The following is a 26,475-nucleotide window of genomic DNA, read 5'->3' on the forward strand; positions in this document are numbered from 1 at the left end:
GCGCACCGCCCCTCCGGCGTGTCCGCCGCCGAAAGGCCGCGGGAGCCCCCGGCCGGTAAACTGGTGCCATCAAGCCCGCGCCGTTCAGCCGCGGGAGCGCACCACTCGGTCAGGTTTCCGCGAGGGTGCGAGCACTTCTCCCGTGGACGGCACGTCGAAAGACCGGACACCGACTTCGACTCCGGACACCGACGCCCCTGGATCTCGTCGTGTGGATTCCGTCGTGCCCGGATGCGGACAGATTGATTCCTTCACTGGCACAGGAGTTGGCCCATGAGCAACGTCCTGACCCGGGCGGCGACCATCGCGTGCGCAGCCCTCCTCGCAACCACCGGCGCCTCGGTCGGCGCCACCCAGGCATCCGCCGTGCCGAAGACCCCGACCTGCCGTGTGGCCGACCTGGATCTGGCTGTCGGCGAGCCGGACGGCGCAGCGGGGTCGCTCTACTACCCCATCCTGTTCACCAACACCACAACCCATACCTGCGCGTTGCGCGGATACCCGGGCGTCAGTGTCGTGGATGCCCGGCATCGCCAGATCGGTACCTCCGCGATTCGCACCGGCGAGTCGTACGGGACCGTGTCCGTCGTCCCCAGCGAGACCGTGAGCGCCGTCCTGCGCACCAACAGCCGGGGCGTCGCGCCGAGCTGTCGGCCGACGTCGACCTACGTCAAGGTCTACCCGCCGAACAGCGGTGTGGCCGAGCAGATCCCGTACCACTTGCGGGTGTGCGGACAGTTCGAGATCAGCCCGGTGCAAGCCGGGGAATGAACCCCGACCGACGACGGAGCTAGACGGTTTGGTACCAGGCGATCAGGTCGACGATCAGGTCGATGTCCTGCCAGCCCTGGTTCCAGAAGTCGATGATGCCGCCCTTGCCGCCGGAGGTCTGGACGAGGTTCGGCACGGTCGCACCCGCCGTCCAGTTCACGGACGAGGAGACGGGCCGCTGCGGCGTGACCGCGGTGCCCTTCAGGTAGTCGGGCCACGTGTTCGGGTCGGCGGTGACCGAGAGGAAGCCCGCCCCGGTGGTGTTGGTGACCGTGGTGTTCAACACCCAGCCGTCTTTGTCGGAGTTCGTCGTATCGCTGTCGAACCGCACGGGGAGGTACGTACGGGCGGGCACCGGGCCGGCCTTGCGGCCCCAGCTGTCCTTGCGGCTGTCCAGGATCCGGTACGGCCCCGCGATGGCGACGAGGGCGGACCTGCTGTCGGTGCTGTAGTACCCGACGACGTCGACCACCACGTCGGCCCGGTCCCAGCTGCCGTTGCGGACGGTGATCTTCCCGTCCGGGCCGACCGGCACGATCACCGAGTTGGCGACCGTCTGACCGGCGGAGAAGTTCAGGCTCGACGTGGTCGGAGCGGCCTGCCCGCCCGGGTACGCGGTGAGGTGGCCGGCCGCCCGCGGGTTGGTGACCGTCAGGTTGAGCGCCACGGCGGTGGCGCCCTGCGGGACGCCCCCGCGCCCGGCGACGTCGATCCCGAAGCTGCCGTAGCCGGGGACCTGACCCTTCGCCGTACCGATCCCCTCGCGGGTGTCGGCGGCGCGGACCGGGCTCAGCGTGGTGTAGCCGCTGGCGACCGACGCCGTGAAGTAGCCGGTGACGTCCGCGATCAGGTCGACCGAATCCCAGCCGCCGTTGACCAGGTGCACGAAGCCGTCCTCGCCGACCGGCACGATGACCTGGTTCGCCACGGTCTGCCCCGCGGTGTAGTTCAGGTTCGACCCCTCGTCGAAGCCGTACGAGTGGGGCTGGACCACGACGTGGCCCGCTCCCGCCGCGTTCGTGGCGGTGACGTTGAGGACCACCGCGCTGGCCCCGGCGGGGACCTGGGCGGCGCCGCCGACCTTCAGGGCCACCGAGCTCCGCCCCGCGACCTTGGCCTGCGCGGCGCCGAGGCCGGAGCGGGTGTCCAGCAGCCGGGTCGGCGCGTGCGCCGTGTACTCGCTGCCCGTGGTGACGAAGTCGAGCCGGTTCACGGCCTGGACGCCGTTCGTGGTGTCCTTCACCGTGACCGTGACGGCGTACTTGCCGACCTTGGCGTACTGGTGCTTGGTGTACCGGAGGTCGGAGCCGGAACTGGAGACGGCGACCTGGTCCGTGGCGCCGTCACCCCAGTCGATGCTGATGTCGAGCGCGGCGGCCTCGCCGGTGACGATGGTCCGCAGTTCGATCGAGTGCGCGGTGGCGCCGCGGCCCTCCAGATCGATCGCGAGGTACGCGTCCCCCACCGCGCCCTGCGCCTGCGCGGCCGCCCCGGTCCGGGCGGCGGATCCCGCCCCGGATCCCGCCCCGGACGCGGATCCGGCCAGCGGTGTGCGGACCGTACGGTCTGCCGGGCTGGAGAAGGTCTTGCCCCCCGGCAGCGACCCGCCCTTGCCCGGGTTCCCCCCGGTCGTCGCGGCCACACCGTGGCCGGCCGGAGCGACGGGACCGGCTGCCACGGCCGGACCGGAGACGAGGCCTACGCTCGCTGCCACGAGGGCGGCGGAAAACATGAGACGGCGACGGAGCACCGTACCCCCCTTGGTCTGGTGCAGAACCCTGAACGGGTTCGAAATCCAGTTCAGCGTACAGACCGGTCAGTGGCTTGATCCACAGGGTTCTCGTCCGGAGCCGAGCAGGGCGTCGATGGCCGCTGGGCCGCCACCGCCAACTAAGCCGGAGCCGGCCATTCCAGGAATGGCCGGCTCCGGCTGCGCGAGAAGGTCAGGTCAGGACAGGTCAGCGGCTCTCGGTGAAGTAGCCGAGCAGGTCCGTGATCACGTGGTTGCTGCCGCCCCAGCTGTTGAAGACGCTCACCTTGCCGTCCCCGACCGGAGTCGTGACGTGGTTCGGGACGGTGAGGCCGGGCAGCGTGTTCAGGCTGCTGGCGTCCGTACGTGCGCTCCCGTACCCGTGGACGGTCAGGAAGCCGGCGGCGGAGGTCTCGGTCGCGGTCACGTTCAGCACCGCGCCCACCGCACCGGCCGGCAGCCCGGCCACGGTCGTGGTCGCACCCGGGGCCAGCTTGCCGGTGGTCCGGGTGTCGCCGAGGCGCTTGGGCACGACCGGCGTGAAGAGGGCCTTGCCGTCCTTGCCGTAGTAGCCCACCGCGTCCACGACCAGGTGCGTGGAACCGGCGTTGTTGTAGAGCGTGATCGTCCCGTTCGGGCCCACCGGCACGATGGCCTGGTTGGACTTGTCCTTGCCCGGCTCCGGGTTGAGGTTCGACGTCACGGGCCGCTTCGCCGGGTCCGGGTAGGCGATCACGTGCGTGTCCGACGTCGCCCCGGTGCCGGTCAGGTTCAGCGCGACCGCCGTGGCGTCGGCGGGGATCCCGCCCACACCGGCGACCTTGACGGTGCGCGTCTGGCCGCCGGCCAGCGCGCCGGCCGTCCCCGTACGGGTGTCGGCGAGACGGGTCGGGGTGACCGGGCTGAAGCGCTGCCCGATGTTCGGCTGGTAGTAGCCGACGAAGTCGACGATCAGCTTCGCCTCGCCGGAGTTGAGCCGGAACCACACGGAACCGTCGGAACCGACGGGGACGGTCACCGTGTTGGACGACGTACCGCCCGCGCGGACGTTGACGTTCGAGGTCGCCGGACGGTCCTGGCGGTTCGGGGACACGCTGAGGTGGGTGTCCTCGCTGGCGCCGGTGACGGTCACGTTGAGGACCGCGGCCGTCATTCCGCCCGAGAGCGATCCGCCGGCCGGCAGGCGCGTGGACCAGGGCTCTCCGCCGCGCAGCGACCAGAGGTCGGTCCGGGTGTCGACGATGCGGAAGGGCTCGGTGGCCACGTACCCGGACGCCGGGTACTCCACGCGCACCGTCTTGCTCACCGTGGACGTGGCGCCCTTGATGTCCTGGAGCTTGACCGTCACCTTGTACTCGCCCGGCGTGCTGTACGTGTGCTGCCCGGGGGAGTTGTAGTCACGCGACTCGAAGCCGCTGCCCTCGCCGTCGCCGAAGTCGACCAGCATGCTCTGCACCGGCCACGGCGCCACCGTGGACTTCAGGTCGAGCCCCATGGTCAGCGGGGGGACGTGCTCGTCCGGACTGTCCGAGGTCGGCAGGACCGGCGGGGCGGTGAAGTCGGCGGCCAGCGGCTTGTCGGCCGCGGCCTTGGTCGGCTTCTCCGTGGTGGCCGTCCGGCCCACGCCGCTCACCGCCGTCACCTTGACCACGTAGTCGCCCGGCTTGCCGTAGACGTGGGAGGCGAGGGCCTGGGGCTCGTTGCCCTGCTGGGTGACGACCGGCTGCGTCCCGTCGCCGAAGTCGACGCGGTAGCTCATCGTGGAGGGCCACTTGCTGTCCGACGAGGCCTTCACCTCCACCTTGGTCCCGACCGGCGCCCAGCTCTGGTCGATCGACATCGTGGCGCTGCTGAGGCCGTCCTGGGTCTCGTAAGCGCCGCGGTCGAGGTACCCGCCGTTGCGCCCGGTGTTGGGGACCCGCGGGTCGTCCGCGGCCGGGTAGCCGCTGAAATCGGTGGGCAGTACGCCCGGCGCCGTCGGGTCGGCGGAGTCGATGGTCGGAGAGCCGTCCATCGTGCCGCCGCCCTCGGACGACGGGGTCAGGATGTCGTGCGCGCCCTGCCCGGTGCCGGCCTGGAGGGCGGCCGGGTCCTTGTACGGGGTACCGGACCAGCTGTACACCGGCTCGGGGCCGGCGTTGCCGGCGACCAGGTTGTAGTCGGCGCGGGTCCCCGCCGTCGCGCTCTGCGCGACCAGGAACGGGTTGCGCGCACCGTCCGACGTGCAGTAACTGCTGCGGGCGGAGGTGACGAGCACGTTGTTGAACGCGGCCGAGCCGGTCGAGTTCCCACCGAGCGCCAGGGTGGCCGAGCAGAGACCCCGGAGCGTGTTGTTGGTGACGACGCTGCCGGGCGCGTCCGTGATGCTGAGCGCCGACGCGGAGATGCCCGAGATCAGGTTGCGGGCGAGCACGGTGTTGCGCGCGCCGCCGTCGATCCGGACGCCTTGCAGTGCGCTCCGGGTGATGCGTACGTCGGCACTCCCCTCGCCGACCACGACCCCGTTACCCCCGGCGGCGTCCCGGCCCGCGCCGGCAATGATCCGGTCCAGCTCGACATCGCTGGACCGGCCGACCTGGAGGGGCGCGGCGACCGTGATGCCGCGGACCACCACGTGGGACGCACCGCTGATGGTCATCCCCCTGCCGGAGCGGAGGCTCACACGGAGCGGGAGACCCTCTGCGTCGACCACGAAACCGATGGGCTTGCCGGGCTCGCCGGAGCGGTCGATCGTGACGGCTTCGTCGTACGCATTGCCCGGCTTGATCCGCACGGTCTGGCCCGGCGCCACGACCTTGGCGGCCGCCGAGATCGTGCAGAACGGCACGGCCTGTGAGCCGGATCCGCTGTCGGTGCAGTGGGAATCGAAGTGATTGTTCACGTAGAGGGAGTCGGGGGCGTCGGCGGCCGTGGCCGCCGGTATGCCGAGGAGTGTGACCAGACCTGCGGTCAGCAGGACGGCCGTACGAGTGGGGCGCACCAGCAGGGGTTCCTTTGCGGAAAGATGACCAAGGAGGCCATCCTCCGCTGTCCGAAAGCCGATGTCACCTCGGTTCGGCGCTACACCCCCGCAGCCCAACCGGCGAAGTCGACCCAGGCCGCAGGGGCCACGGCCAGCGACGGGCCGTCAAGGACCTTGGAGTCCCGCACGTGCACGGCGTGCGGGCAGGTCGCCACCTCGACACAGTCCCCGCCACCGCCGTCGCTGTAGCTCGACTTGCGCCACTCGTAGGCGACCTCGACGCAGTTGCCGCCGCTGCTGTCGCTATAGCTCGACTTGCGCCACCGCAGAGCGTCGGTTCTCATTCCCACTCTCCCGCCAACTGCTTGATGAGCCCCAGGGATTCATCGGGACTCAGGGCCTGCGCGCGGATCTTCGCATACCGCTGAGCAAGTCGGGAGACCTTGACCCGGTCGCTGACCAGCATGCCCTCGTCCTCCACCTCCAGGTAGACCACGTGGTCGTGGTCCTCGGTCTCCACCAGTTTCATCGGGCCGCAAGCTCCCGCATAGGCTCCGGTCAGCCCTCTGTCCAGGGGCAGAATCTGGACGGTGACGTTGATGCGTTCGGCGTCCTCCACGAGCGAGTTCAGCTGGCCGCGCATGATCTCCCGGCTGCCGAAGGGGCGCCTCAGTACGGACTCCTCCAGGATCAGCTCGATCATCGCCGTCGGGTCGCGATCGAACAGGGCCCGGCGCGCCAGTCGCGCCTCGACCAGTTCCTCCAGCTTGGCCTTCGGCTCCGGCGGATATCCCGCGCTCATGAGCGCGCGGGCATACGCCTCCGTCTGGAAGAGGCCGTCCACCACCAGGGTCTCGTAGGACGAGATCGTGTACGCCGTTGCCTCCATCCGGGAGAACTCCCTGAAACGAACCGGGTACTTCTCCATCAGAACGTATTTCCGGCTCGCCGCGAAGATGCCGAGCCCCTTGCCGATGACCTGTTCCAAGCCTTCCAGCATCCGGTCGCTCACCGGTTGCGCACAGGTCTCCATGGCGCTGATCGCCGAGCCCGTGTAGCCGATCTGATCACCCAAGGCCTCTTGGGTCAGGTTCTCCCGCACCCGCAGGAGGCGGGCGATCTCGGCGATGAACTGCGTCATCGGCCGACCCTCGTACTTTTCCTTGCTCTTCTTGCCGTTTTCCTTGGGCATAGCGAACACCCCCGAGCTGAAACGAACTCAAATGGTCTCCAGCGCATGGGCGCCATATCCCAGACTTCTCACCAATCAAGTCCGAGACCTAGAAAACCGTAGACCTGAGCCGTCACGCTTGTTCCATGAACACTGGAAGTCACTCGCCCAACTCCCCCATGCCCAGTTGGATTCCGGCCACCGGTATCGGAATTCGCAAGGCAGGAGTGCTGTTTGACGCCGTACGTGTGGACGGTGACATGGGACGGGATCTCGCCGATCTCCTCGTCACGCTCACCGGCGGTGATCCCGGGCCCATCGTCGCGCAGGCCAACGGGCGGCGGCCCGTGTACTTCCTGATCCCGGTCGGGAGCGCCGCGTACCGGGTCTGGCCGCCCGGATTCACGCGGCTCGCGTCGGGGCCGCGCAGGACCACGTACGTCCCCGTCCCCGCCCTCGAAGGCGCCTGGCCGCTGGCCTGGCGGTGTCCGCCGACGCGCGAGGACCGGTTCGTGCACGCGCTGCTGCTGTACCGCGCCGCCGGCCTCTACCAGGCGAGCTGCGAGATCTCCTCCGCCACCACCGCGCAGGCGTCGGCCGCGGGGTCGATGAGCGGGAAGTGACCGACCCCGTCCAGCAGGGTCAGGCCCACGGTCTCCCCGGCCTTGGCCGCCGCGGCCACGTACGACTCGGCCACCGACGACGGGACCACGATGTCCTCCCGCCCGTGCACGACGGCCGTAGCGATCCCGGTCGGCAGCAGGACCGCCGGGTCCGCGAACGGCAGGCGCTCCGCCCACTGGTCGGCGCCGCCCAGCAGCTGCGCGGACGCGCCACCGCACACACCCAACTCCTCCGCGGCCACGAAGTCCGCGATGGGGGCCAGCGCCACCACGCCGCGCAGCAGCGGCGGGGAAGGCAGCCTCCAGGCGGCCGGGGACTCGGGCGGCAGGACGTGCCGGGCCGAAGCCCACAGCGCGAGGTGGCCGCCCGCGGAATGGCCGGTGATGACGGTGCGGCGCGGGTCGGCCTGCGGGAGGTGGGCCGGGGCGAGCTCCGGGAGGGCGTCCATCGCGGCGGCGACGTCGTCGAACGTCTCGGGCCAGCGGCCGGCCACGTGCCCCTCGGCGTGCTGGCGCGGCAGGGAACTTCCGCGCCGGTACTCGACGTTGGCGACGGCGAAACCCCGGCGGGCCAGGAAGTCCGCGAGCGGGGTGATGTGGTGCCGGTCGTACGGGGCGCGCCAGGCGCCGCCGTGGAGGAGCACGACCAGCGGGGACGCGCCCGTGGCGGTCTCGCCGCGCGGGGCGTAGAAGTCGATCACCTGGTCGGGGTGGTGCCCGTACGCCCCGGTCGCGTCCGGGGCGACCGGCGGGTGGGAGAAGGCCGAGGCGGCCTCGGCGGCGTCCCGTTCGACTGCGGGGTCCGTCATCGGCTCAACCTCTCGGTAACGCGTGGGACTGGTGTTCCGGCAGAGCGGGACCGTATCAGGCCGGAACGCGAGCGTCGGTGGTGGGCGGGGCCTTGGCCGGGATGTGCGGGGGCGGACGGAGCCGAAGCCCCGCCCGCCCGGTTGCCGTGACGTTTCGCCCCTACATCACCCGAAAATGTGACCCAGTGTCCGGGCCGCACGCTCCGCGTCGGCGAAACCGACGTACAGCGGCGTGAAGCCGAAGCGCAGGACGTCGGGGGCGCGGAAGTCCCCGATCACGCCGCGGGAGATCAGGTCGTCCATGACCGCGCGGGCGTTCTCGGTGCGCAGCGAGACCTGGCTGCCGCGCCGGTCGTGCTCGGCCGGGGTGACCGATTCGACCTTCCCGGCCGGGACGTACGCCGCCACGCACTCCAGGAAGAAGTCGGTCAGGGCGAGGGACTTGGCCCGTACGGCTTCCACCGAGACCCCGTCCCAGGCGTCGAGCGCCGCTTCCAGGGCCAGCATGGACAGGATGTCCGGGGTGCCGACCCGGCCGCGCACCGCGCCGGCCGCCGGGGTGTAGTCCGGGGTCATCGCGAACGGGTCCGCGTGGCCGTTCCAGCCGGGGAGCGGGGAGTCGAAGGCTCCCTGGTGGCGTGCGGCGATGTAGAGGTACGCCGGGGAACCGGGGCCGCCGTTCAGGTACTTGTACGTACAGCCGACCGCGAGGTCGACGCCGTGCTCGTCGAGGCCGACGGGGAGGGCGCCGGCCGAGTGGCAGAGGTCCCAGACGGTGACGGCCCCGGCGGCGCGGGCCGCCGCGGTGAGGACCGGGAGGTCGTGGAGGCGGCCGGTGCGGTAGTCGACGTGGTTGAGGAGGACGACGGCGGTGTCCTCCCCCATCGCCTCGGCCGCGTGCGAGGGGTCGACCGGTATGACCGTGAGGCCGGTCATCCGGGCGGCCGACTCGGCGATGTAGCCGTCGGTGGGGAAGGTGGAGGCGTCGACCAGCATCTGCGTGCGCCCGGGGCGGGCCAGGCGGGCGGCGCCGACCAGGGCCTTGAACAGGTTGACGCTGGTGGAGTCGCCGACGACCGTCTGCCCGGGGGCCGCGCCGATGAGCGGGGAGATCTTGTCGCCGATCCGCTCGGGGGCGGTCCACCAGGTTCCGGTGCTCCAGGACTGGATGAGCTCCGTGCCCCACTCGTGGGTGATGACCTGGGCGATGCGGGCCGCGACCCCGGTCGTCAGCGCTCCCAGGGAGTTGCCGTCCAGGTAGACGACGCCGTCGGGGAGGGTGAAGCGGTCACGGAGCTTGCTGAGCTCGTCGGCGGTGTCGAGGGCGGCGGCGCGGGCCGCGAGGTCCGCCGGGAATTTCGCGTTCGCGTCAGACATGGCTGCGGGCCGTCCAGAGTTCCGGGAACACGTTCTTCGTGGCGCGCTTTTCGAGCCAGGTCACGCCGGCCGAGCCGCCCGTGCCGGTCTTGGCGCCCATGGCCCGGCGGGTGGCGACCAGGTGGTCGTTGCGCCAGCGCCAGACGAGCTCCGCGACGTCCGTGAGGACCTCGCCGAGGCGGTGGAGGTCGAGCTGCGCGTCGGGGTCCGCGTAGAGGGAGGTCCAGACGGCCTCGACCTCGGGCGAGGGCTCGTACCGGCGCGAGAGGTCGCGTTCCAGGACCGCCTGCGGGACGGGCAGGCCGCGGCGGGCCAGCAGGCGCAGGACCTCGTCGTACAGGCTGGGCTCCTGGAGCGCCTTCTCCAGCTCCGCGTGGACGCGCGGGGCGCCGCGGTGCGGGACGAGCATCGAGGCCGACTTCTCGCCGAGCAGGAACTCCATGCGGCGGTACATCGCCGACTGGAAGCCGGAGCCCTCGCCGAGGGCGGCGCGGTAGGCGTTGAACTGGCCCGGGGTGAGCTGGGCGAGCGGGCGCCAGGAGGCGTTGAGGGCCTCCAGTTCGCGGAGGGATCGTTTCAGCGCATCCATCGCGACGGGGATGCTGTCCTCGCGGAGGGCCTTCGCGGCCGTCTCCCATTCGTGGACGATGACCGTGAACCACAGCTCCATGACCTGGGTCGTCACCAGGAAGACCATCTCGCCCGGGTCGTCCGAGCGGAGGTGCTGGAGGTGGGTGAGGACGTCCGCCTGGACGTAGTCCTCGTACGGGGTCGTGCCGGCGAAGTCGAGGTTCGGGGTGTCCGAACCGGCTCCGGAGGCATCAAGGGTGTTCGACATCGCTGTCTCCTCGACACGTGCTTCCGGGTAGCGGTCCGCCCCTTCCGATGGGTGAGTGGAGCCCCGGTCCCCTGCTCGCATCATAGGACCGGTTGCCGGACTCCCTCTATTGGGGTGTGACTGGGGTCACAGGTGTTTTTCGGACACTACGGCATGCCGGGGCCCCGCGCGCGGGGCCCCGGCCGTCCGGATGCGTCAGGCGCCGAGGACGTCCGCGGCCGTCTCGGAGGAGTCGCGCAGGAAGGTCGAGCAGCGCTCGTACTCCTCCTTCTCGCCGATCGCCCCGGCCGCGCGGGACAGGGCGTACAGGGCGCGCAGGAAACCGCGGTTCGGCTCGTGCTCCCACGGCACCGGGCCGTGGCCCTTCCAGCCGGCGCGGCGCAGGGCGTCGAGGCCGCGGTGGTAGCCCGTACGGGCGTACGCGTACGACTCGACGGTGCGGCCGGCGGCGAACGCCTCGTCGGCGAGGACCGCCCAGGCGAGGGAGGAGGTGGGGTGCGCGGCGGCCGCCTCGACGGCGGGCGTGCCCGCGGCGATGGCCTCGCGGCCCGGCTCGTCGGGGAGGTGGGTGGGGGCGGGGCCCCCGAGCAGGTTCTGGTGAATGGACATGCCCCAAGTCTGGGGCATCGGGCCCGGGGTATCGGGCTCCTCCCACGGCGAAGGGCCCGGTCCGCCGTCGTGAGACGGTGGACCGGGCCCTTCGGCGCTGGATGCGGCGGGTGCTACTTCAGCTTCGTGCCCGTGGAGCGCAGGTTCGCGCACGCCTCGGTGACGCGCTTGGCCATGCCCGCCTCGGCGAGCTTGCCCCAGGTGCGCGGGTCGTAGGTGGACTTCTTGCCGACCTCGCCGTCGACCTTCAGGACACCGTCGTAGTTGCGGAACATGTGGTCCGCGACCGGGCGGGTGAACGCGTACTGGGTGTCGGTGTCGAGGTTCATCTTCACGACGCCGTTCTCCAGCGCGGTGGCGATCTCCTGCTCGGAGGAGCCGGAGCCGCCGTGGAAGACGAAGTCGAACGGGCTGGTCTTGCCGTACTTCTCGCCGACGCCCTGCTGGAGGTCCTTGAGCAGCTCGGGACGCAGGACGACGTTGCCAGGCTTGTAGACGCCGTGCACGTTGCCGAAGGAGGCGGCCAGCAGGTAGCGGCCCTTCTCGCCCAGGCCCAGGGCCTCGGCGGTGCGGATCGCGTCGTCGACGGTGGTGTACAGCTCGTCGTTGATCTCGTGGGTGACGCCGTCCTCCTCGCCACCGGTCGGGGTGATCTCGACCTCAAGGATGATCTTCGCGGCGGCGGCCTTGGCGAGCAGCTCCTGGCCGATGGCCAGGTTGTCGGCCAGGGTCTCGGCGGAGCCGTCCCACATGTGCGACTGGAAGAGCGGGTTCAGACCACGGGCCACGCGCTCGGCGGAGACCTCAAGGAGCGGGCGGACGTAGCCGTCCAGCTTGTCCTTGGGGCAGTGGTCCGTGTGCAGCGCGACGGTGACGTCGTACTTCGCGGCAACGATGTGCGCGAACTCGGCCAGGGCGACCGCGCCCGTGACCATGTCCTTCTTGTACTGGCCACCCAGGAACTCCGCACCACCGGTGGAGATCTGGATGATGCCGTCGCTCTCGGCCTCCGCGAAGCCGCGCAGTGCAGCGTGCAGGGTCTGGGTCGAGGTCACGTTGATCGCCGGGTAGGCAAACTTGCCTGCCTTCGCCCGGTCGAGCATCTCGTTGTAGACCTCGGGGGTTGCGATGGGCATCTGTCCGCTCCTTGGATGTGCGGGGAGTGTGCGATTGCTGGCCCTGACCTGGGGGCGACGTAACCGTCGCGCTCATCTTTCCAGACTCCGCGCAGCACTCCACCCGTGCCGGGTGGACCGTTTCACGTGAAACACTCCGCCCGGCCGGGAAAGAGCAGGTCAGGACCTGTGCCCGGAGCCCCGGGGACCTAAGTCACCAGTTCTGCGGGGGTCAGCATGCGAGATCGAACAAGATCAAATGCGATCAGGCGGGATCAGCACGGGTGTGGGGTCAGCCCAGGTCGAGATCGGCGAGCCGGTAGCCGGTGAGGTACGGCAGACCCGCCTCGGCGATGGCGTCCGCGGCACCGCGGTCCACGATCGTGGCGACGGCGACGACCTCGCCGCCGGCCTCGCGGACGGCCTCGACGGCGGTCAGCGGGGAACCGCCGGTGGTGGAGGTGTCCTCGACGACCAGGCAGCGCTTGCCCTTCACGTCGGTGCCCTCGATACGGCGCTGCATGCCGTGGGCCTTCTGCGCCTTGCGGACGACGAACGCGTCGAGGCGTCCGCCGCGCGCGGCGGAGGCGTGCAGCATCGAGGTCGCGACCGGGTCGGCACCCAGGGTCAGACCGCCGACGCAGTCGAAGTCCAGGTCGGCGGTGAGGTCGAGCATGACCTGTCCGACCATCGGGGCGGCCTCGCCGTCCAGGGTGATCCGGCGGAGGTCGATGTAGTAGTCGGCCTCCTTGCCGGAGGAGAGGATCACCTTGCCGTGCACGACGGCCTTGTCCTTGATCTGCTGCAGAAGCGCATCGCGTACGTCAGTCATGACCCCGAGCTTAAAGGCGTGCGGGGGTGCTAACCGAGCCGCCGCCAGGTCCACGTCGTGGAGATCTCCAGCGGGTCGACCGGCGTGACCAGGCGCGGGAGGCTGTTCAGGCCGTTCGGCGGACCGGACTGGGGCTCCACGCAGACGGCCTCGGGCTCCTCGTCGTAGATGACCACCCACTCCTCGCGGCTGCGGACCCTGAGCTCCAGCACGCCCGGCCAGGTGAGGGTGACGTCCACGCCGTTCGGCATGCCGAAACAGTCGTCCCAGGGGCCGGGCTTGGGGGCGACACGGTGCCCGGTGGGGATGTGGTCGGCGTCCCGCTCCTCCTGCCACTCGGGCTCGAAGTCGAGCCGCGCGTCCTCGCCGGTGCCGAGGTTGCGGCGGAACCAGGGGTGCCAGCCGGCCTGGGCCGGGAAGGAGTCTCCGTACGTCTCGACGCCCATGGAGAGCGTCAGGGCCTCGGCGGTCAGCTCGACGGTCTGGGTGACGCGGCCGGGCCAGGGCCACGGGTCGGCGAGGTCGTAGACGAAGGCGGCCCCGCTGTCGCTGTGGAGGACCTTGCGCCAGGGGTGCTCCCGGCCGAAGCCGTGGATGGCGTGCGGGGGGTGGTTGAGCGGCAGCTCGTGGAGGACTCCGCCGTCCCGGAACCGCCCGTTCGCGGTCCGCCCGCACCACGGCACCATGGGGAACGCGCCGAAGTGCGCCCCCTGGCGCAGCAGCTCCGTGCCGTCGATGCGCAGGCTGCTGATCCGGCAGCCGTTCTCCTGGTCGACGGTCACCTCGGCGCCGCCCGCGCTCAGTTGCGTACTCATGCGGCCGACTCTAGGGGGTGTCCGACGGGTCAGCGGCGGCGGCGCAGGGCTCGGCCGACGACGACCGCCGAGGCCAGCGCCAGGGCGGCGGCCGGGGCGATCCAGCGCAGGCTGGCGCCGGCTCCCGAGGCCGCGGGGGCCGGGACCGGGGCGTAGCGGCCGCGCGGCGGCGCGTGGTCCACTTCCTCGGCGCTGCGGCCGATCATGGTGCGGCGGGCGTGGGCGGCCTCGGCGGGGGGCTGCGCGGCGGCGGCGAACTCGTCGACGTCTCCGATGTCGCCGATCTCCCCGATCCGGTCGAGCTCCGGGAGGCCCTCGAAGTCGCCGTCCATGAAGGGGTCCAGGGACGGGGGCGGCACCTCGGTGTCGAAGACGGACGCCGTGACCTCGTCGGTGACACCGCCGTCTTCGCTGTCCGCACCGTCCGTGCCGGCCTCGGCCTCCTCCGCCTCGGCGATGACGTCGGTCACCGGCTCCCCCGCTCCGGCCGTCAGCGCCGCGAGCTGCTCGGCGGCCCGGTCCAGGAGCCGGCGTACGGCGGTGGCGGTGGCCTCCGGCGGGAAGGCGGCGGCCCGCCCGTCGGCGGTGCCCTCGGCGGTGAACTCCAGCCGGGTCCCGTCGTCGGACGGGGTCAGCAGCAGCGCGAGCGCCAGCTTGACGGTGCCGCTGCCGCGGATCTCGGTGCCCTCGCCGGCCACGGTGAAGCGGTCCGGATCCCGTTCGGTGACGGTCAGGGCGCCGCGGTAGGTGACGGTGTTCCCGCCGACCCGCAGCTTGAGGCGGCCCGACACGGGCCCGGACGCCGCGTCGGCGTCCTGCTGGAGCCCGGGAACGCAGCGGGCCACCCGGGCGGGGTCGCGCAGCACGGCGCGGAGGTCGTCTGCCGGTACCGGAACGAACACCTGATGCTCCATGTGGTCGAGCCTACCGAGGCGAGACCCTCCCGTACCCGGTCCGGCACTCACGAATGGCCGGTACTTCCGAATGGCCGGTGCTCACGAAGGGCCCGTGCTCACGAAGGGCCGGTGCTCACGAAGGGCCGGTGCTCACGAAGGGCCGGTGCTCACGAATACCTCGGGTGCGGCAGCGTCGACGGCGGCAGGCCCGCCACCCGCGTCCTCTCGGCGTCGCGCGCGGCGTCCCGCAGGGACTGCGTGGACAGCGAGCGCGGCCACGGCGTGTGCCGGTCCACCCGCAGCTCGGGGACCCGCTCCCGGCCCGCCAGTACGAAGCCCCAGTCCTGCGGCGGCGCATCCGACGTGCCGGGGCTGCGGTCGGGGCCGGCCGCGAAGCCGGAGAGCCGGCCGCCGGCGCTGTAGGGCGCGGTGCGCAGGCCGGCCGCGCGCAGGGTGGCCTCGACCGTCCAGTACGTACGCGGGCGGGTGGCCAGCGGTCCCGCGTGCACGGCGAGCCGCCCGCCGGGGCGCAGGGCCCGCGCGGCGAGCCCGTAGAACTCCTGCGAGTACAGCTTGGTGCTCGGGGTGATGCCCGGGTCGGGGAGGTCGGAGACGATGACGTCGAACCGGTCCCGGGCGGCGGGCCCGCGCAGCCAGCGGAACGCGTCCTGCGTGACGACCCCGAGGCGCGGGTCCTCGTACGCCCGCCCGTTGAGCGCGGACAGCATCGGGTCGGTGCGGGCGAGGCGGACCACGCCGGGGTCGAGCTCGACGACGGTGACGGAGGCGACGTCCCGGTAGCGCAGCACCTCGCGGGCGGCGAGCCCGTCGCCGCCGCCGAGCACCAGGACCCGGGTGTGCGTGCCGGTCATCGCGGGGTGCACGAGGGCCTCGTGGTAGCGGTACTCGTCGTAGCCGCTGACCCGCAGCCGGCCGTCGAGGAACAGGTCGAGGGAGCGCGGGGAGCCGGTGGCGGGGCCGGTCAGGACGAGCTCCTGGACGCCGGTCTGCCGCGCGACCCGGACCTCGGCGCCGTAGACGGCGCGGCGGGCGACCCGCTCGAAGTCGTCGGCGAGGACGGTCGCGCAGGCGAGGACGGCGAGCACGGTGAGGTGTGCCGCGATCAGCAGCCAGCGGGAGCGGCGGCTCAGGTCGCGGCGGAACAGCCACAGGACGAGGCCCGCGCCGACGACCGCGTTGACGGTGCCGGTCAGCATGGCGCCGGTCAGCTGACCGAGCAGCGGCAGCAGCAGGAAGGGAAAGGCCAGCCCGCCGACGAGGGCGCCCACGTAGTCGGCGGCGAACAGGTCGGCGACGGCGCCGCCCGCGTCCTGTCTGCGGATGCGTTGGATGAGGACCATCAGCAGCGGGATCTCGGCGCCGATGAGCACGCCGATCGCGAAGGAGAAGGCCACGAGCGCGGGCCGCGATTCGCCGAGCCAGGCGAAGCTCGCGTACAGCGACATCGCGGAGAGCCCGCCGAGCAGCGCGAGGCCCGCCTCGATGGCGGCGAATCCGAATGCGGGCCGTCTGCGCAGCCGTTTGGCCAGCAGGGAGCCGACGCCCATCGCGAAGACCATGACGGACAGCACGACGGACGCCTGGGTGACGGAGTCGCCGATGAGGTAGGAGCCGAGGGCGAGCAGCTCCAGCTCGTACACGAGGCCGCAGGCGGCGCAGACGAACACGGTGGCCAGGACGAGGAGTCGGCCGGTCCGGGGCCGTACGGGCAGGGCGGCCGGGAGGGTCGCCACGCCCCGCGGCTCCGGAGCCGGGAGCACCCGGCGCGGGACGGAACGGTCGATCATGAAGCGAACGGTACGTCACCGCCCACTCGCATCCCGTCACCCACATGGGTGCAAGTGGCGTACCGTTCCAGCCGGTTGGCGTAACCGTGTGGGGACGCTCGCGGCGCCCGCGCCCCGGAAGGCCCAGCCCAGTCCCGCACTACCGTGCGGCGGACTCCAGGTCTTCGGTCGGTGCGCCCGTGCGCTCGCCGACCCTCGTACGAGTGGCCACCAACTGGCCTTCCTGCGGGTACGCGTGCCAGGTCCGCCAGCGCACCTGGCCGTCGTGGCGCTGCGCGAGCATGGCGGTGAAGGCGTAAGGACTGCCGGGAAAGGTTCCGGCCAATCCGTTCGGGTGATCCGCGACCAGAGCGAGCAGCTCCTGCGCCCGCCCCGCGAACGAGCCCTGCGACAGGGTCTCGACCCGCGCGGCGAACTCGTAGTCCCAGTCGCCCATCCGCTTGGCCACGCCGAGCGGCAGCGGCGTACGACTGCCGGGCATACAGGCGACCGTCTCCGAACAGAGCACCCCACCCTCCTCCAGGAGCACCTGGTGCGAGGCGCCGAGGAGGCGCAACTCCAGCTTCGCACCCGCCAGTTCGAGGTTAAGTACGGCCAGGGCGGGCAGCCGGTCCCGACCCAGGGCCCAGGCGAGATCGGCGGCACGCGTGTCGGTGTAGGTGGTCTGGAGGGTCGTGAGCATGAGTCGGCTCCGCAAACGCGCGAGGGAGATGGGCCGGGGCCCGCCAGCGGTAGTCAACGGGTGGGGGGACACCGGCACGGGTCCACAGGAAGTCCAGGGAGGTCCGAGGACTGGTCTACTCAACCGAGGGAATCATGAAAGGCACGGCACTCACAGCGTTTTTACCCAACTTGGTTGGGTTTACATCCCCCCGGGGGCTACACAGTTCACGTGTTCAACCGCACGCGTCCCACGCGCGTCCCACACGCGTGGCGGCAGCCGCCCCCGGGTCAGCTGGAACCGCAGCCTCCGCCGCCGCAGGAGGACGACGATCCGCCGCAGGACGAGGAGGAACCGCAGGAGGAACCGCTCGAACACCCGCCGGAGGAACTGTCCCCGCCCGCCCACCACGAGGAGCCCGAGCCGGACCCGGACCCGGACCCGGAATCGGTACCGGCCCAGGCACGGGCCACCTTCCTGACCAGAGCCACGAAGCACACGACGACCAGCGCGGCAAGCACCCAACCGAAAACAGACATGAGCTCAAACCCCCGTTCATCGCCCGGTCCCCCGGGTGTGAAAGGGAGATGCCCGCAGGCCACCCGGGCCAAAGCACACTTGAGCAACTCCAGAGGTTCCCCGCAGGATGACGCCCATGAGCGCACCCGTGGGCGGCAGCCGCCCCCTCCTGAACCGCCGCCTCGCGTCCTTCGGCACGACGATCTTCGCGGAGATGTCCGCCCTGGCCGCCCGCACCGGGTCGATCAACCTCGGCCAGGGCTTCCCCGACACGGACGGCCCCGCCGAGATCGCCGAGGCCGCCGCCCGCGCCGTCCTGACCGGCCTGGGCAACCAGTACCCGCCCGGTCCAGGCATCCCGGAGCTGCGCACCGCGGTCGCACAGCACCAGCAGCGCTTCTACGGCCTCTCGTACGACCCGGACACGGAGGTCCTGGTCACCGCGGGCGCGACGGAGGCCATCGCAGCCTCCCTGCTCGCCCTGCTCGAACCGGGCGACGAGGTCATCGCCCTGGAGCCGTACTACGACTCGTACGCGGCCTGCATCGCGATGGCCGGCGCCACCCGCGTCCCGGTCACCCTGCGCCCGCACGCCGGCGCGTTCACCCTCGACCTCGACGAACTGCGCGCCGCGGTCACCCCGCGCACGCGCCTGCTCCTGCTGAACACGCCGCACAACCCGACGGGCACGGTCCTGACCCCGGCCGAGCTCGCGGCGATCGCGGAACTGGCGGTGGAGCGCGACCTGCTCGTCGTCACGGACGAGGTCTACGAGCACCTGGTCTTCGAGGGCGCCCATCTCCCGCTGGCCTCGCTGCCCGGCATGCGCGAGCGCACGGTCACCATTTCCAGCAGCGGGAAGACCTTCTCGTTCACGGGCTGGAAGGTCGGCTGGATCACCGCCCCGCCGGAGCTCGTCTCCGCGGTCCGCTCGGCGAAGCAGTTCCTGACCTACGTCTCCTCCGGCCCCTTCCAGTACGCCATCGCGGAGGCCCTGCAGCTGCCCGACGCCTATTACGAGGACTTCCGCGCCGCCCTCTCCGCCAAGCGCGACATCCTCTCCGACGGGCTCACGGCCGCGGGCTTCGAGGTCTTCCGCCCCCAGGGCACGTACTTCATCACCACGGACATCACCCCGCTCGGCGAAAAGGACGGCCTCGCCTTCTGCCGCGCCCTCCCCGAGCGCTGCGGCGTGGTCGCCATCCCGAACCAGGTCTTCTACGACGACCGCGCGGCGGGCGCCACCCAGGTCCGCTGGGCCTTCTGCAAGAAGACCGAGGTCCTCGAAGAGGCCGCCGCCCGGCTGCGCAGGCTCTGAGGCCGGGCGGCATCCGGGTTCGGGCGGCTCCGAGCTCGGGCGGCTCCGAGCTCGGGCGGCTCCGGGTTCGGGCGGCTCCGGGTTCGGGCGGCTCCGAGCTCGGGCGGCTCCGGGTTCGGGCGGCTCCGAGCTCGGGCGGCTCCGAGTTCACCGGAGATTCCCAGGGCATTCACGCCCCCCGGAAGGCCGTGAGCTTTAGGGTGCCCGAGGCCCTCCTCGTCCGGACGGGCTCCACACGCAGCGCGGGAAAGACGGGGTTCATGACGGCGACGGGCAGTGTGTCGGTTTCCGTGCGGCCGCAGGAACTCGGGACCGGCAGGGTGCCCGCGGCCCTCGTCGCGCTCGGGGTCTTCGCCGCCGTCCGGGTCGGCGGGGCGGTGGTGCTCGCCGTCGGGGCGTGGTGGGCCGGGCGGAGCCCCGTCCGCGTGCTCGGGTACTCCTGGGACTCCGTCTGGTACCTCGGCATCGCCGTGCACGGCTACGGCCGCACCCAGATGTGGGCCCGGTCCGGGCTGGTCCAGAGCGACTACGCCTTCTTCCCGCTGTACCCGCTGCTCGTACGGCTGGCCGGAGCCACCCCCTGGGCCGGGCTGCTGGTGGCCTGGACCGCCGCCGCGGTGGCCGCCGCCGGGGTGTACCGGGTCGGGGAACTGGTGCTCGGCCGGCGCGTCGGGGTGCTGCTGGTGGCCCTGTGGGCGGCGACCCCGCACTCCGTGGTGCTGACCCTCGCCTACACCGAGCCGCTGCTGGCCGCGCTGGGGGCCTGGGCCCTGTACGCCGTACTGCGCGGGCGCTGGCTGTGGGCCGCGGGCCTGGCGATACTCGCCGGGCTGACCCGCCCGACCGGGATCGCCGTCGCCGCCGCCGTGACCGCCGTCGCGCTGCACGCGCTGCTCGTACGCAGGTCCCGCGCACCCGAGGTGTGGGCGGCCGCGCTGCTGGCCCCGGCGGGCTGGGCCGCGTACGTCCTCGCCGTCGGGATACGCACGGGGGATCCGGCCGGGTACTTCACCGTGCAGCGGCGCTGGGGCTCCCGCTTCGACTTCGGCTCGTACACGACGGACAGCATCTGGCGGGTGCTGACCGGCGGGCACGTACCGCTCGCCACCGTCGTGACCGTGGTGATCCTGGCCGCCGCCGGGTTGCTGGCGGCGCTCCTGCTGCTGGACCGGATACCGCCGGCGCTGCTCGTCTACACCGCCGTCCTGCTGCTGATCACCTACGGCGGGGCCGGCTACTTCGAGTCGAAGCCCCGCTTCCTGCTGCCCGCGTTCCCGCTGCTCCTGCCGGTCGCGGCCGCAATGGCGCGAGCCCGGCCGCGCTCCGCGGTCGCTGTGACCGCGGGGCTGGCCGGGCTCTCGTACGGCTACGGGCTGTACCTGCTACTGGTCGCCCGCGTACCGCTGTGACCGGGGGCGACTAGTTGTCGTCGCCGTCCTTGTCGTCACCGTCGCCGTCGGTGGAGTCGATCTCCTTCTCCAGTCCGAGCTGCTCCACGAGCCACTTGTCGAACTCGATGGAGGCGCGGACCCAGCTGACCGTGGACGAGACGAAGTGCTCCAGGCTGACGCCGGTGCCGATCAGCATCTGCGCCTCGCCGATCAGGCGGACGGAGCCGTCGTCGTGCGTGTGGCTGTAGACCTTCGGCCACAGGGTGCGGCGGTTCCAGTCGTCGATCGACTCGAGGAGCTGGGGCTTGTCCTCGATCGCGTGCGGACGGTCGTAGAAGGTCCGCACCGAGAAGACCTGCTGCTCCTCCTCGCCGCGGAACATGAAGTACGTCCGGAACTCCTCCCACGGCGCCGCGAGGTCACCCTCGTCGTCGACGACGTACTTGAGCTCCATCTGCTCCAGCAGCTGCTTGACCAGATCCTGGTCGGGGACGACGGGGCCCGCCGGTCCTGTGGCCTGCGGATCGGGCTGCTGCCCTCCGAAGTTCGGAATCGAGGCCGGGTCGATGCTCACCGTGTTTTCCCTTCGTGCGGATGTTGTCATCCTCCCCCATGGCTCCCACCCCCTGTCCACCCCCGCACGTACGATCCGCGCAGGGCGGACAGGAGTAAGCCGCCGATAAGGGGGCCGGGTGTCCGGCCGTCCGGCTACATCGCCTTGCCGACGATCAGGTCCTCGCCCGCCACGTCGACGCGGACGGTGTCTCCGTCGCGGACCTCGCCCGCCAGGATCTCCTTGGCGAGGCGGTCGCCGATGGCGGTCTGGATCAGGCGGCGCAGCGGTCGGGCGCCGTAGGCGGGGTCGTTGCCCTTGTCGGCGAGCCAGGCCAGGGCCTCGGGGGTGACGTCCAGGGTCAGGCGGCGCTGCGCCAGGCGCTTGGCCAGTCCGGCGATCTGGAGCTCGGCGATCCTCGCCAGCTCCTGTTCGTTCAGCGCGGAGAAGACCACGAGGTCGTCCAGGCGGTTGAGGAACTCCGGCTTGAACGAGGCGCGGACCACGTCCAGGACCCGGTCGCGCTTCTCCTCCGGGGAGGTCGCCGGGTCCATGAGGAACTGGCTGCCGAGGTTGGAGGTCAGGATCAGGATGGTGTTGCGGAAGTCCACGGTGCGGCCCTGGCCGTCCGTGAGGCGGCCGTCGTCCAGGACCTGGAGCAGGATGTCGAAGACCTCCGGATGCGCCTTCTCCACCTCGTCCAGCAGCACCACGGAGTACGGACGGCGGCGGACCGCCTCGGTGAGCTGGCCGCCCTCCTCGTAGCCGACGTACCCGGGCGGGGCACCGACCAGGCGGGCCACGGAGTGCTTCTCGCCGTACTCCGACATGTCGATGCGGACCATGGCCCGCTCGTCGTCGAACAGGAAGTCCGCGAGGGCCTTGGCCAGCTCCGTCTTGCCCACGCCCGTCGGGCCCAGGAAGAGGAACGAGCCGGTCGGCCGGTCCGGGTCCGCGATACCGGCCCGGGTGCGGCGTACGGCGTCCGAGACGGCCCGTACGGCCTCGCCCTGGCCGATCAGACGCCGGCCCAGCTCGTCCTCCATGCGCAGCAGCTTCTGCGTCTCCCCTTCGAGGAGGCGGCCCGCCGGGATGCCGGTCCAGGCACCCACCACGTCCGCGATGTCGTCGGGGCCGACCTCGTCCTTGACCATCGCGGACTTGGAGGTTCCGGTCTTGGAGGCCTCTTCCTCCTCCTCGGTGGCCTCCGCCAGCTCGCGCTCCAGCGTCGGGATCTCCCCGTAGAGCAGCTTGGAGGCGGTGTCGAAGTCGCCGTCGCGCTGCGCGCGCTCGGCCTGGCCGCGCAGGTCGTCCAGGCGCTCCTTGAGCTCGCCGACGCGGTTGAGGGACTGCTTCTCCTTCTCCCAGCGGGCGGTCAGGCCCCGCAGGTCCTCCTCCTTGTCGGCGAGGTCCTTGCGGATCTTCTCCAGGCGCTCGATCGAGGCCGGGTCGGACTCGTTCTTCAGCGCCAGCTCCTCCATCCGGAGGCGGTCGACCGAGCGCTGCAGCTCGTCGATCTCCAGCGGCGAGGAGTCGATCTCCATGCGCAGGCGGGACGCGGCCTCGTCGACCAGGTCGATGGCCTTGTCCGGCAGGAAGCGGGAGGTGATGTAGCGGTCGGAGAGGGTCGCCGCTGCCACCAGCGCGCTGTCGTTGATGACCACCTTGTGGTGGGCCTCGTAGCGGCCCTTGAGCCCGCGCAGGATCGCGATCGTGTCCTCGACGGACGGCTCCGCCACCAGCACCTGCTGGAAGCGGCGCTCCAGCGCCGGGTCCTTCTCGATGCGCTCGCGGTACTCGTCCAGCGTGGTCGCGCCGACCATGCGCAGCTCGCCGCGGGCCAGCATGGGCTTGAGCATGTTGCCCGCGTCCATGGCCGAGTCCCCGCCGGCGCCCGCGCCGACGACGGTGTGCAGCTCGTCGATGAAGGTGATGATCTGGCCGTCGCTCGACTTGATCTCCGCGAGGACCGTCTTCAGCCGCTCCTCGAACTCGCCGCGGTACTTCGCCCCCGCGACCATCGCACCCAGGTCCAGGGAGACCAGCCGCTTGTTCTTCAGGGACTCGGGGACGTCGCCCTTGACGATGCGCTGCGCGAGGCCCTCGACGACGGCCGTCTTGCCGACGCCCGGCTCGCCGATCAGCACCGGGTTGTTCTTCGTACGGCGCGACAGGACCTGGACGACGCGCCGGATCTCCTGGTCGCGGCCGATGACCGGGTCGAGCTTGCCCTCGCGGGCGGCTGCCGTGAAGTCCGTGCCGAACTTTTCGAGGGCCTTGTACTGACCCTCGGGGTCGGGGGTGGTCACCCGCCGTCCTCCTCGTGCGTTCTCGAAGGCGTCCAGCAGCTTCTTCGCCGTCGCGCCCTGCCTGGAAAGGACCTCACCGGCCGCGCCGGCCTTGGCGGCGATCGCGATGAGGAGGTGTTCGGTGGAGAGGTACTCGTCGCCGAGCTTTCCGGCCTGCTGGTCGGCCTCGGCGAGTACGGCGAGCAGCTCGCGGGTGGCCTGCGGGGGCGCGACCGTGGAGCCCGTGACGCTGGGCAGGGCGGCCAGCAGCCGCTCGGCGCCGTTCCTGACCGCCGCCTGGTCGGCCTCGGTGGCCGCGAGGAGGTCGGTGATGTTCTCGTTCTCCTCGCCGGCCAGCAGGGCCAGCAGCAGGTGCGCCGGGGTCAGGTCCGCGTGGCCGTCCTTCACGGCGCGGCTGGTGGCGGCGTTCAGGGCGTCCCGGCTCTTGTTGGTCAGCTCGGCATCCACGTGCGACTTCTCCTCTCAGACAGGTCGGACACAGGGTTTCGGTCCCGCTCGCTCTTTGAGTATGGCAGCGTCCGCAAAGTTGAGTCTATTCCACTCAAGGGCAGAATCGGTGCCCTCCCGTACCCTCGGGCCATGGCTCTTGACGTACTCAACCCGACGCCCGAGTACCTCGCCTTCTGGCGGGAGCGGCACGTCTGCACGCTGACCACCCCGCGCCCCGACGGGACCCCGCACGTGGTGCCCGTGGGCGTCACGTACGACCCGGAGGCCGGCCTGGCCCGGGTGATCAGCAGCAAGAACAGCAAGAAGATCCGCAACGTGCTGGCGGCGCAGGGGACGCAGGCGGGCCCGGCGCGGGTCGCGGTGTGCCAGATGGCGGGGCGCCGCTGGGCGACCCTGGAGGGGCACGCGGTGGTCCGTACGGACGAGGCCTCGGTCGCCGAGGCGGTGGCGCGCTACGCGGAGCGCTACGGGCGGACGCCGTCGCCCAATCCGGACCGGGTCGTCCTGGAGATCACCCTCGACCGGGCGATGGGGCGGGCCTGAACCGACGCCGGCGACCGGACCCGGACGCATCGGAACCGGCGGAACAGTTCGGTTTTCACCTTGTCCGGTTCAAGCACTGGACGCGGACATCACAACGGCGCCATCGTGGTCAGGTCCACGATGGCGCCGTTGTGTGGGGGAGCACCTGGAGCGATCTGGAACGACGGGGGAATCGCTTCAGGCACTGCGGGGGGTGGCGGTGGTGATATCGGGTTCGAAGAGCTGGTGGTCGCGCTGATCAAGGTTGACGAAGACCATTCCGTAGCGCACCTCGCAGCGAACGGGCTGCGGCGCGCCGCGGGGGCGGCGCAGGCACCGGTACGCCCGGACGTCCTCGTCCTCCTCGCGCGTGATGACGATGGGCTGTCCGAACAGGGTGACCATCAGCGAATCGCCGGTGTGGGGGATGGCGGTGGCGAGGTCGATGAACTGCCAGCCGGAGCGGTAGGCAGAGGCCATTTCGCGACGGAAACCGCGGTCGTCGGGGGTCATGCCGCGCTCTCCACTCCAACGGCGCCTGCTCCGGCGTCTGCGGGGTTCGAGCGCCATCCGCTGTCCAACGGTGCCGCGCGCCATCCGCTGTCCTCCAGCGGCGCCGCATGGAGGTCTGCGGCACCCCCTTCAGCTCCCCCCAGGGTGACCCCGGCAAGTCCCAGACCGGCCACAGCCGAGAAGATGACGGTGGCAAGCGCCGAGCGAAGCATTCTCTTGTTCATGGTCGGCTTCGTCCTCACTTGATGAAATCCTCTCCCCCGCCTGTCAGACGATGGCTCATTCAGGCACGTCGCTGCCACAGGGACGATGCATCATGTTCTTGCATGTTCAGGACCCTGGGGGGTGGAGATTTGACCACAAACAGAATAAAAGCGACACATCCCCACTCGGTCACCGAGCTGTGCAGCGAGGGGGCACGGCTCTACACGAGCGCGCTGCGCACGGGACGTATCGCACGTGGGGATGTCAAAACGGCACCCTGCCTGCTCGATCTGGCGTTGTTGCAGCCAGATCCTGATGACGTTAATTCCCTCCGTCCGGTTCCACCGGCGGTGGCACTCGCACAGCGGCTGCATCCGATCGAACGCGAGATCCGCGACAGACGCCGCGACTCACTCGAACTGTCCGAGGCCTTCGAGCCGTTTCTCGCCATCAGCGCGCAGAATCCGGCGAGCACCCACGCCATCACCGTCCTGGAGGGCTTCGACCCCATCAACGCGGCCCTCAACCTCGCCACGGCCGAGTGCCACACCGAGATGCTCACCATCCAGCCCGGCGGCGCCCGCCCCAGCCTGGAGCTCACCGAGGCCCTGGAGCGCGACCAGCCGCTGACCGACCGCGGTGTCCGGATCCGGACCCTCTACCAGCACACCGTCCGGCACAGCCGCGGCACGCTCGCGTACGTCGACCTCCTCAAGGCCGGCAAGGTCGAGGTGCGCACGCTGGAGGAGCTCTTCGAGCGCCTCATCATCTTCGACCGGACCGTCGCCTTCATCCCGGCCAGCGACGACCGCCAGGTCGCCCTGGAGCTGCGCCACCCGGGGCTGGTGGACTACCTCATCAAGGTGTTCGAGCAGCTCTGGCACCGCGCGGTGCCGCTCCAGGAGGAAGTCACGTACCAGCACACCCGCGGGGGCATCTCGGGCGTGCAGCGCACCATCGCGCAGCTCCTCATCGAGGGGCACGTGGACGAGGCCATCGCCCGTCGGCTGGGCATGAACGTACGGACCTGCCGCGCGCACATCGCGAAGCTCGCCAGCACCCTCGGCAGCGGCAGCAGGGCCCAGCTCGGCTTCCTCATCGCCCGCTCCGGGATCCTGGAGGACGAGGGCGACTGAAACGGGCCGGGCCCCGCCCGGAATCCCGGACGGGGCCTGTGCGCGCGAGAGTCGCTCCGGTACCTGCGGTCAGTCGCTCTGACGCTTCGGCGCGGGGCGCCAGACGACCAGGGCGTTGCCGGGCACCGGCGGCTGGTACTTGACCAGATCCCGCCGGTACGAAGCGTGTACCTGGGCCTCGCGCTGCTGGAGCACGGCCGCCGCGCCGTCCACCGCCGCCGAGAGCTCGGCCACGCGCTGCTGGAGCGCCGCGACCTGGTTCTCCAGTTCGATGATCCGCTTGATCCCGGCCAGGTTGATGCCCTCGTCCTGGGACAGCGCCTGCACCGTGCGGAGCAGTTCGATGTCGCGGGCCGAGTAGCGCCGGCCGCGGCCGGCCGTCCGGTCCGGGGAGACCAGGCCGAGCCGGTCGTACTGGCGCAGGGTCTGCGGATGCAGGCCCGAGAGCTGGGCGGCCACCGAGATGACGTACACAGGAGTGTCGTCGTTGAGCTGGTAGTGGCTCCTGCGGCGGCCGTCCATG

Annotated in this window: 24 protein-coding genes; 6 read left to right on the forward strand and 18 right to left on the reverse strand. The window is 71.2% G+C overall.

Annotated elements, in window-relative coordinates:
- Positions 1-273 precede the first annotated feature (273 nt).
- On the forward strand, positions 274-771 hold the full coding sequence (locus ACIQU4_RS22700; RefSeq protein ID WP_403733566.1) for a DUF4232 domain-containing protein: 498 nt from the start codon (positions 274-276) through the stop codon (positions 769-771).
- Positions 772-790: 19 nt separating this feature from the next.
- Here the strand turns inward: ACIQU4_RS22700 and ACIQU4_RS22705 are convergent, their stop codons facing one another.
- The 4 genes from ACIQU4_RS22705 to ACIQU4_RS22720 form a co-directional block, all read right to left on the reverse strand.
- Positions 791-2,485 carry a hypothetical protein gene (locus ACIQU4_RS22705; RefSeq protein WP_403733568.1) on the reverse strand — a complete coding sequence of 565 codons (1,695 nt, stop codon included), beginning with the start codon at positions 2,483-2,485 and terminating at the stop codon, positions 791-793.
- A 244-nt stretch (positions 2,486-2,729) separates the two neighbouring features.
- Positions 2,730-5,501: a PKD domain-containing protein gene (locus ACIQU4_RS22710; RefSeq protein ID WP_403733571.1), complete on the reverse strand. Its 2,772-nt coding sequence runs from the start codon at positions 5,499-5,501 to the stop codon at positions 2,730-2,732.
- An 80-nt stretch (positions 5,502-5,581) separates the two neighbouring features.
- Positions 5,582-5,827, reverse strand: a complete 246-nt coding sequence (locus ACIQU4_RS22715; RefSeq protein WP_403733577.1) for a DUF397 domain-containing protein — start codon at positions 5,825-5,827, stop codon at positions 5,582-5,584.
- A complete protein-coding gene (locus tag ACIQU4_RS22720; RefSeq protein WP_403733579.1) occupies positions 5,824-6,675 on the reverse strand; it encodes a Scr1 family TA system antitoxin-like transcriptional regulator in 852 nt (283 codons plus the stop codon). Before ACIQU4_RS22720 ends, ACIQU4_RS22715 begins: the two co-directional genes overlap by 4 nt.
- 125 nt (positions 6,676-6,800) lie before the next feature.
- Between ACIQU4_RS22720 and ACIQU4_RS22725 the strand changes: the two genes are divergently transcribed.
- Positions 6,801-7,277, forward strand: coding sequence for a hypothetical protein (locus ACIQU4_RS22725; RefSeq protein WP_385573844.1), 477 nt, complete (start codon positions 6,801-6,803; stop codon positions 7,275-7,277).
- Here the strand turns inward: ACIQU4_RS22725 and ACIQU4_RS22730 are convergent.
- The 10 genes from ACIQU4_RS22730 to ACIQU4_RS22775 form a co-directional block, all read right to left on the reverse strand.
- Positions 7,202-8,086 (reverse strand): alpha/beta hydrolase family protein, encoded by an 885-nt coding sequence (locus tag ACIQU4_RS22730; protein WP_403733583.1) that lies wholly within the window; start codon positions 8,084-8,086, stop codon positions 7,202-7,204. The two genes, ACIQU4_RS22725 and ACIQU4_RS22730, sit on opposite strands and share 76 nt — an antisense overlap.
- 165 nt (positions 8,087-8,251) lie before the next feature.
- Complete coding sequence (kynU, locus tag ACIQU4_RS22735) at positions 8,252-9,463, reverse strand: kynureninase (RefSeq protein WP_403733586.1); 1,212 nt, start codon at positions 9,461-9,463, stop codon at positions 8,252-8,254.
- Positions 9,456-10,301, reverse strand: a complete 846-nt coding sequence (locus ACIQU4_RS22740) for a tryptophan 2,3-dioxygenase family protein (RefSeq protein ID WP_053692731.1) — start codon at positions 10,299-10,301, stop codon at positions 9,456-9,458. Before ACIQU4_RS22740 ends, kynU begins: the two co-directional genes overlap by 8 nt.
- A 195-nt stretch (positions 10,302-10,496) precedes the next feature.
- Positions 10,497-10,910 carry a DUF3151 domain-containing protein gene (locus ACIQU4_RS22745; RefSeq protein WP_403733589.1) on the reverse strand — a complete coding sequence of 138 codons (414 nt, stop codon included), beginning with the start codon at positions 10,908-10,910 and terminating at the stop codon, positions 10,497-10,499.
- A gap of 113 nt (positions 10,911-11,023) precedes the next feature.
- Positions 11,024-12,046: a class II fructose-bisphosphate aldolase gene (gene fbaA, locus ACIQU4_RS22750; RefSeq protein WP_351775021.1), complete on the reverse strand. Its 1,023-nt coding sequence runs from the start codon at positions 12,044-12,046 to the stop codon at positions 11,024-11,026.
- 271 nt (positions 12,047-12,317) lie between these two features.
- Positions 12,318-12,857 carry an orotate phosphoribosyltransferase gene (gene pyrE / locus ACIQU4_RS22755; RefSeq protein ID WP_030152877.1) on the reverse strand — a complete coding sequence of 180 codons (540 nt, stop codon included), beginning with the start codon at positions 12,855-12,857 and terminating at the stop codon, positions 12,318-12,320.
- Positions 12,858-12,886: 29 nt separating this feature from the next.
- Positions 12,887-13,672 (reverse strand): aldose 1-epimerase, encoded by a 786-nt coding sequence (locus tag ACIQU4_RS22760; RefSeq protein WP_403733593.1) that lies wholly within the window; start codon positions 13,670-13,672, stop codon positions 12,887-12,889.
- Positions 13,673-13,701: 29 nt separating this feature from the next.
- On the reverse strand, positions 13,702-14,586 hold the full coding sequence (locus ACIQU4_RS22765; protein WP_403733596.1) for an SRPBCC domain-containing protein: 885 nt from the start codon (positions 14,584-14,586) through the stop codon (positions 13,702-13,704).
- A 149-nt stretch (positions 14,587-14,735) separates the two neighbouring features.
- On the reverse strand, positions 14,736-16,376 hold the full coding sequence (locus tag ACIQU4_RS22770; RefSeq protein ID WP_403733598.1) for a polyamine aminopropyltransferase: 1,641 nt from the start codon (positions 16,374-16,376) through the stop codon (positions 14,736-14,738).
- 139 nt (positions 16,377-16,515) lie between these two features.
- Positions 16,516-17,058, reverse strand: coding sequence for a DUF2617 family protein (locus tag ACIQU4_RS22775; RefSeq protein WP_403733601.1), 543 nt, complete (start codon positions 17,056-17,058; stop codon positions 16,516-16,518).
- A 625-nt stretch (positions 17,059-17,683) separates the two neighbouring features.
- On the opposite strand from ACIQU4_RS22775, the gene ACIQU4_RS22780 reads away from it, so the two are divergent.
- Positions 17,684-18,874 (forward strand): pyridoxal phosphate-dependent aminotransferase, encoded by a 1,191-nt coding sequence (locus tag ACIQU4_RS22780; RefSeq protein WP_403733603.1) that lies wholly within the window; start codon positions 17,684-17,686, stop codon positions 18,872-18,874.
- A 278-nt stretch (positions 18,875-19,152) separates the two neighbouring features.
- A complete protein-coding gene (locus ACIQU4_RS22785) occupies positions 19,153-20,283 on the forward strand; it encodes a hypothetical protein (RefSeq protein ID WP_403733605.1) in 1,131 nt (376 codons plus the stop codon).
- A 10-nt stretch (positions 20,284-20,293) separates the two neighbouring features.
- Here the strand turns inward: ACIQU4_RS22785 and ACIQU4_RS22790 are convergent, their stop codons facing one another.
- Both ACIQU4_RS22790 and clpB read right to left on the reverse strand, forming a co-directional pair.
- Positions 20,294-20,839, reverse strand: coding sequence for a YbjN domain-containing protein (locus tag ACIQU4_RS22790; protein ID WP_030152889.1), 546 nt, complete (start codon positions 20,837-20,839; stop codon positions 20,294-20,296).
- A gap of 134 nt (positions 20,840-20,973) precedes the next feature.
- Positions 20,974-23,574 (reverse strand): ATP-dependent chaperone ClpB, encoded by a 2,601-nt coding sequence (gene clpB / locus ACIQU4_RS22795; RefSeq protein ID WP_403733608.1) that lies wholly within the window; start codon positions 23,572-23,574, stop codon positions 20,974-20,976.
- A 132-nt stretch (positions 23,575-23,706) separates the two neighbouring features.
- Here clpB and ACIQU4_RS22800 point away from each other — a divergent pair, with 132 nt between their 5' ends.
- Positions 23,707-24,120, forward strand: coding sequence for a pyridoxamine 5'-phosphate oxidase family protein (locus tag ACIQU4_RS22800; RefSeq protein ID WP_099890365.1), 414 nt, complete (start codon positions 23,707-23,709; stop codon positions 24,118-24,120).
- A gap of 177 nt (positions 24,121-24,297) precedes the next feature.
- Here ACIQU4_RS22800 and ACIQU4_RS22805 read toward each other — a convergent pair whose 3' ends face one another.
- Entirely contained in the window at positions 24,298-24,612 is a 315-nt protein-coding gene (locus tag ACIQU4_RS22805; protein ID WP_266996063.1) for a (2Fe-2S)-binding protein, read from the reverse strand.
- Between the two features lie 326 nt (positions 24,613-24,938).
- On the opposite strand from ACIQU4_RS22805, the gene ACIQU4_RS22810 reads away from it, so the two are divergent.
- On the forward strand, positions 24,939-25,952 hold the full coding sequence (locus ACIQU4_RS22810) for a helix-turn-helix transcriptional regulator (protein ID WP_385573883.1): 1,014 nt from the start codon (positions 24,939-24,941) through the stop codon (positions 25,950-25,952).
- Positions 25,953-26,021: 69 nt separating this feature from the next.
- Here ACIQU4_RS22810 and ACIQU4_RS22815 read toward each other — a convergent pair whose 3' ends face one another.
- Positions 26,022-26,474, reverse strand: coding sequence for a heat shock protein transcriptional repressor HspR (locus tag ACIQU4_RS22815; RefSeq protein WP_053692746.1), 453 nt, complete (start codon positions 26,472-26,474; stop codon positions 26,022-26,024).
- Position 26,475 lies beyond the last annotated feature (1 nt).

Origin of the sequence: Streptomyces sp. NPDC090741 (genome assembly GCF_044769045.1) — a bacterium.
Lineage (GTDB): Bacteria > Actinomycetota > Actinomycetes > Streptomycetales > Streptomycetaceae > Streptomyces.

What these genes read in the sequence shown, in the direction of transcription:
- ACIQU4_RS22700 (WP_403733566.1), top strand. Translation starts at nt 274, where the DNA reads ATGAGCAACGTCCTGACCCGGGCGGCGACCATCGCGTGCGCAGCCCTC.
- ACIQU4_RS22715 (WP_403733577.1), bottom strand. Translation starts at nt 5,827, where the DNA reads ATGAGAACCGACGCTCTGCGGTGGCGCAAGTCGAGCTATAGCGACAGC.
- ACIQU4_RS22720 (WP_403733579.1), bottom strand. Translation starts at nt 6,675, where the DNA reads ATGCCCAAGGAAAACGGCAAGAAGAGCAAGGAAAAGTACGAGGGTCGG.
- ACIQU4_RS22725 (WP_385573844.1), top strand. Translation starts at nt 6,801, where the DNA reads ATGAACACTGGAAGTCACTCGCCCAACTCCCCCATGCCCAGTTGGATT.
- ACIQU4_RS22730 (WP_403733583.1), bottom strand. Translation starts at nt 8,086, where the DNA reads ATGACGGACCCCGCAGTCGAACGGGACGCCGCCGAGGCCGCCTCGGCC.
- kynU (WP_403733586.1), bottom strand. Translation starts at nt 9,463, where the DNA reads ATGTCTGACGCGAACGCGAAATTCCCGGCGGACCTCGCGGCCCGCGCC.
- ACIQU4_RS22740 (WP_053692731.1), bottom strand. Translation starts at nt 10,301, where the DNA reads ATGTCGAACACCCTTGATGCCTCCGGAGCCGGTTCGGACACCCCGAAC.
- ACIQU4_RS22745 (WP_403733589.1), bottom strand. Translation starts at nt 10,910, where the DNA reads ATGTCCATTCACCAGAACCTGCTCGGGGGCCCCGCCCCCACCCACCTC.
- fbaA (WP_351775021.1), bottom strand. Translation starts at nt 12,046, where the DNA reads ATGCCCATCGCAACCCCCGAGGTCTACAACGAGATGCTCGACCGGGCG.
- pyrE (WP_030152877.1), bottom strand. Translation starts at nt 12,857, where the DNA reads ATGACTGACGTACGCGATGCGCTTCTGCAGCAGATCAAGGACAAGGCC.
- ACIQU4_RS22760 (WP_403733593.1), bottom strand. Translation starts at nt 13,672, where the DNA reads ATGAGTACGCAACTGAGCGCGGGCGGCGCCGAGGTGACCGTCGACCAG.
- ACIQU4_RS22765 (WP_403733596.1), bottom strand. Translation starts at nt 14,586, where the DNA reads ATGGAGCATCAGGTGTTCGTTCCGGTACCGGCAGACGACCTCCGCGCC.
- ACIQU4_RS22770 (WP_403733598.1), bottom strand. Translation starts at nt 16,376, where the DNA reads ATGATCGACCGTTCCGTCCCGCGCCGGGTGCTCCCGGCTCCGGAGCCG.
- ACIQU4_RS22775 (WP_403733601.1), bottom strand. Translation starts at nt 17,058, where the DNA reads ATGCTCACGACCCTCCAGACCACCTACACCGACACGCGTGCCGCCGAT.
- ACIQU4_RS22780 (WP_403733603.1), top strand. Translation starts at nt 17,684, where the DNA reads ATGACGCCCATGAGCGCACCCGTGGGCGGCAGCCGCCCCCTCCTGAAC.
- ACIQU4_RS22800 (WP_099890365.1), top strand. Translation starts at nt 23,707, where the DNA reads ATGGCTCTTGACGTACTCAACCCGACGCCCGAGTACCTCGCCTTCTGG.
- ACIQU4_RS22805 (WP_266996063.1), bottom strand. Translation starts at nt 24,612, where the DNA reads ATGACCCCCGACGACCGCGGTTTCCGTCGCGAAATGGCCTCTGCCTAC.
- ACIQU4_RS22810 (WP_385573883.1), top strand. Translation starts at nt 24,939, where the DNA reads ATGTTCAGGACCCTGGGGGGTGGAGATTTGACCACAAACAGAATAAAA.
- ACIQU4_RS22815 (WP_053692746.1), bottom strand. Translation starts at nt 26,474, where the DNA reads ATGGACGGCCGCCGCAGGAGCCACTACCAGCTCAACGACGACACTCCT.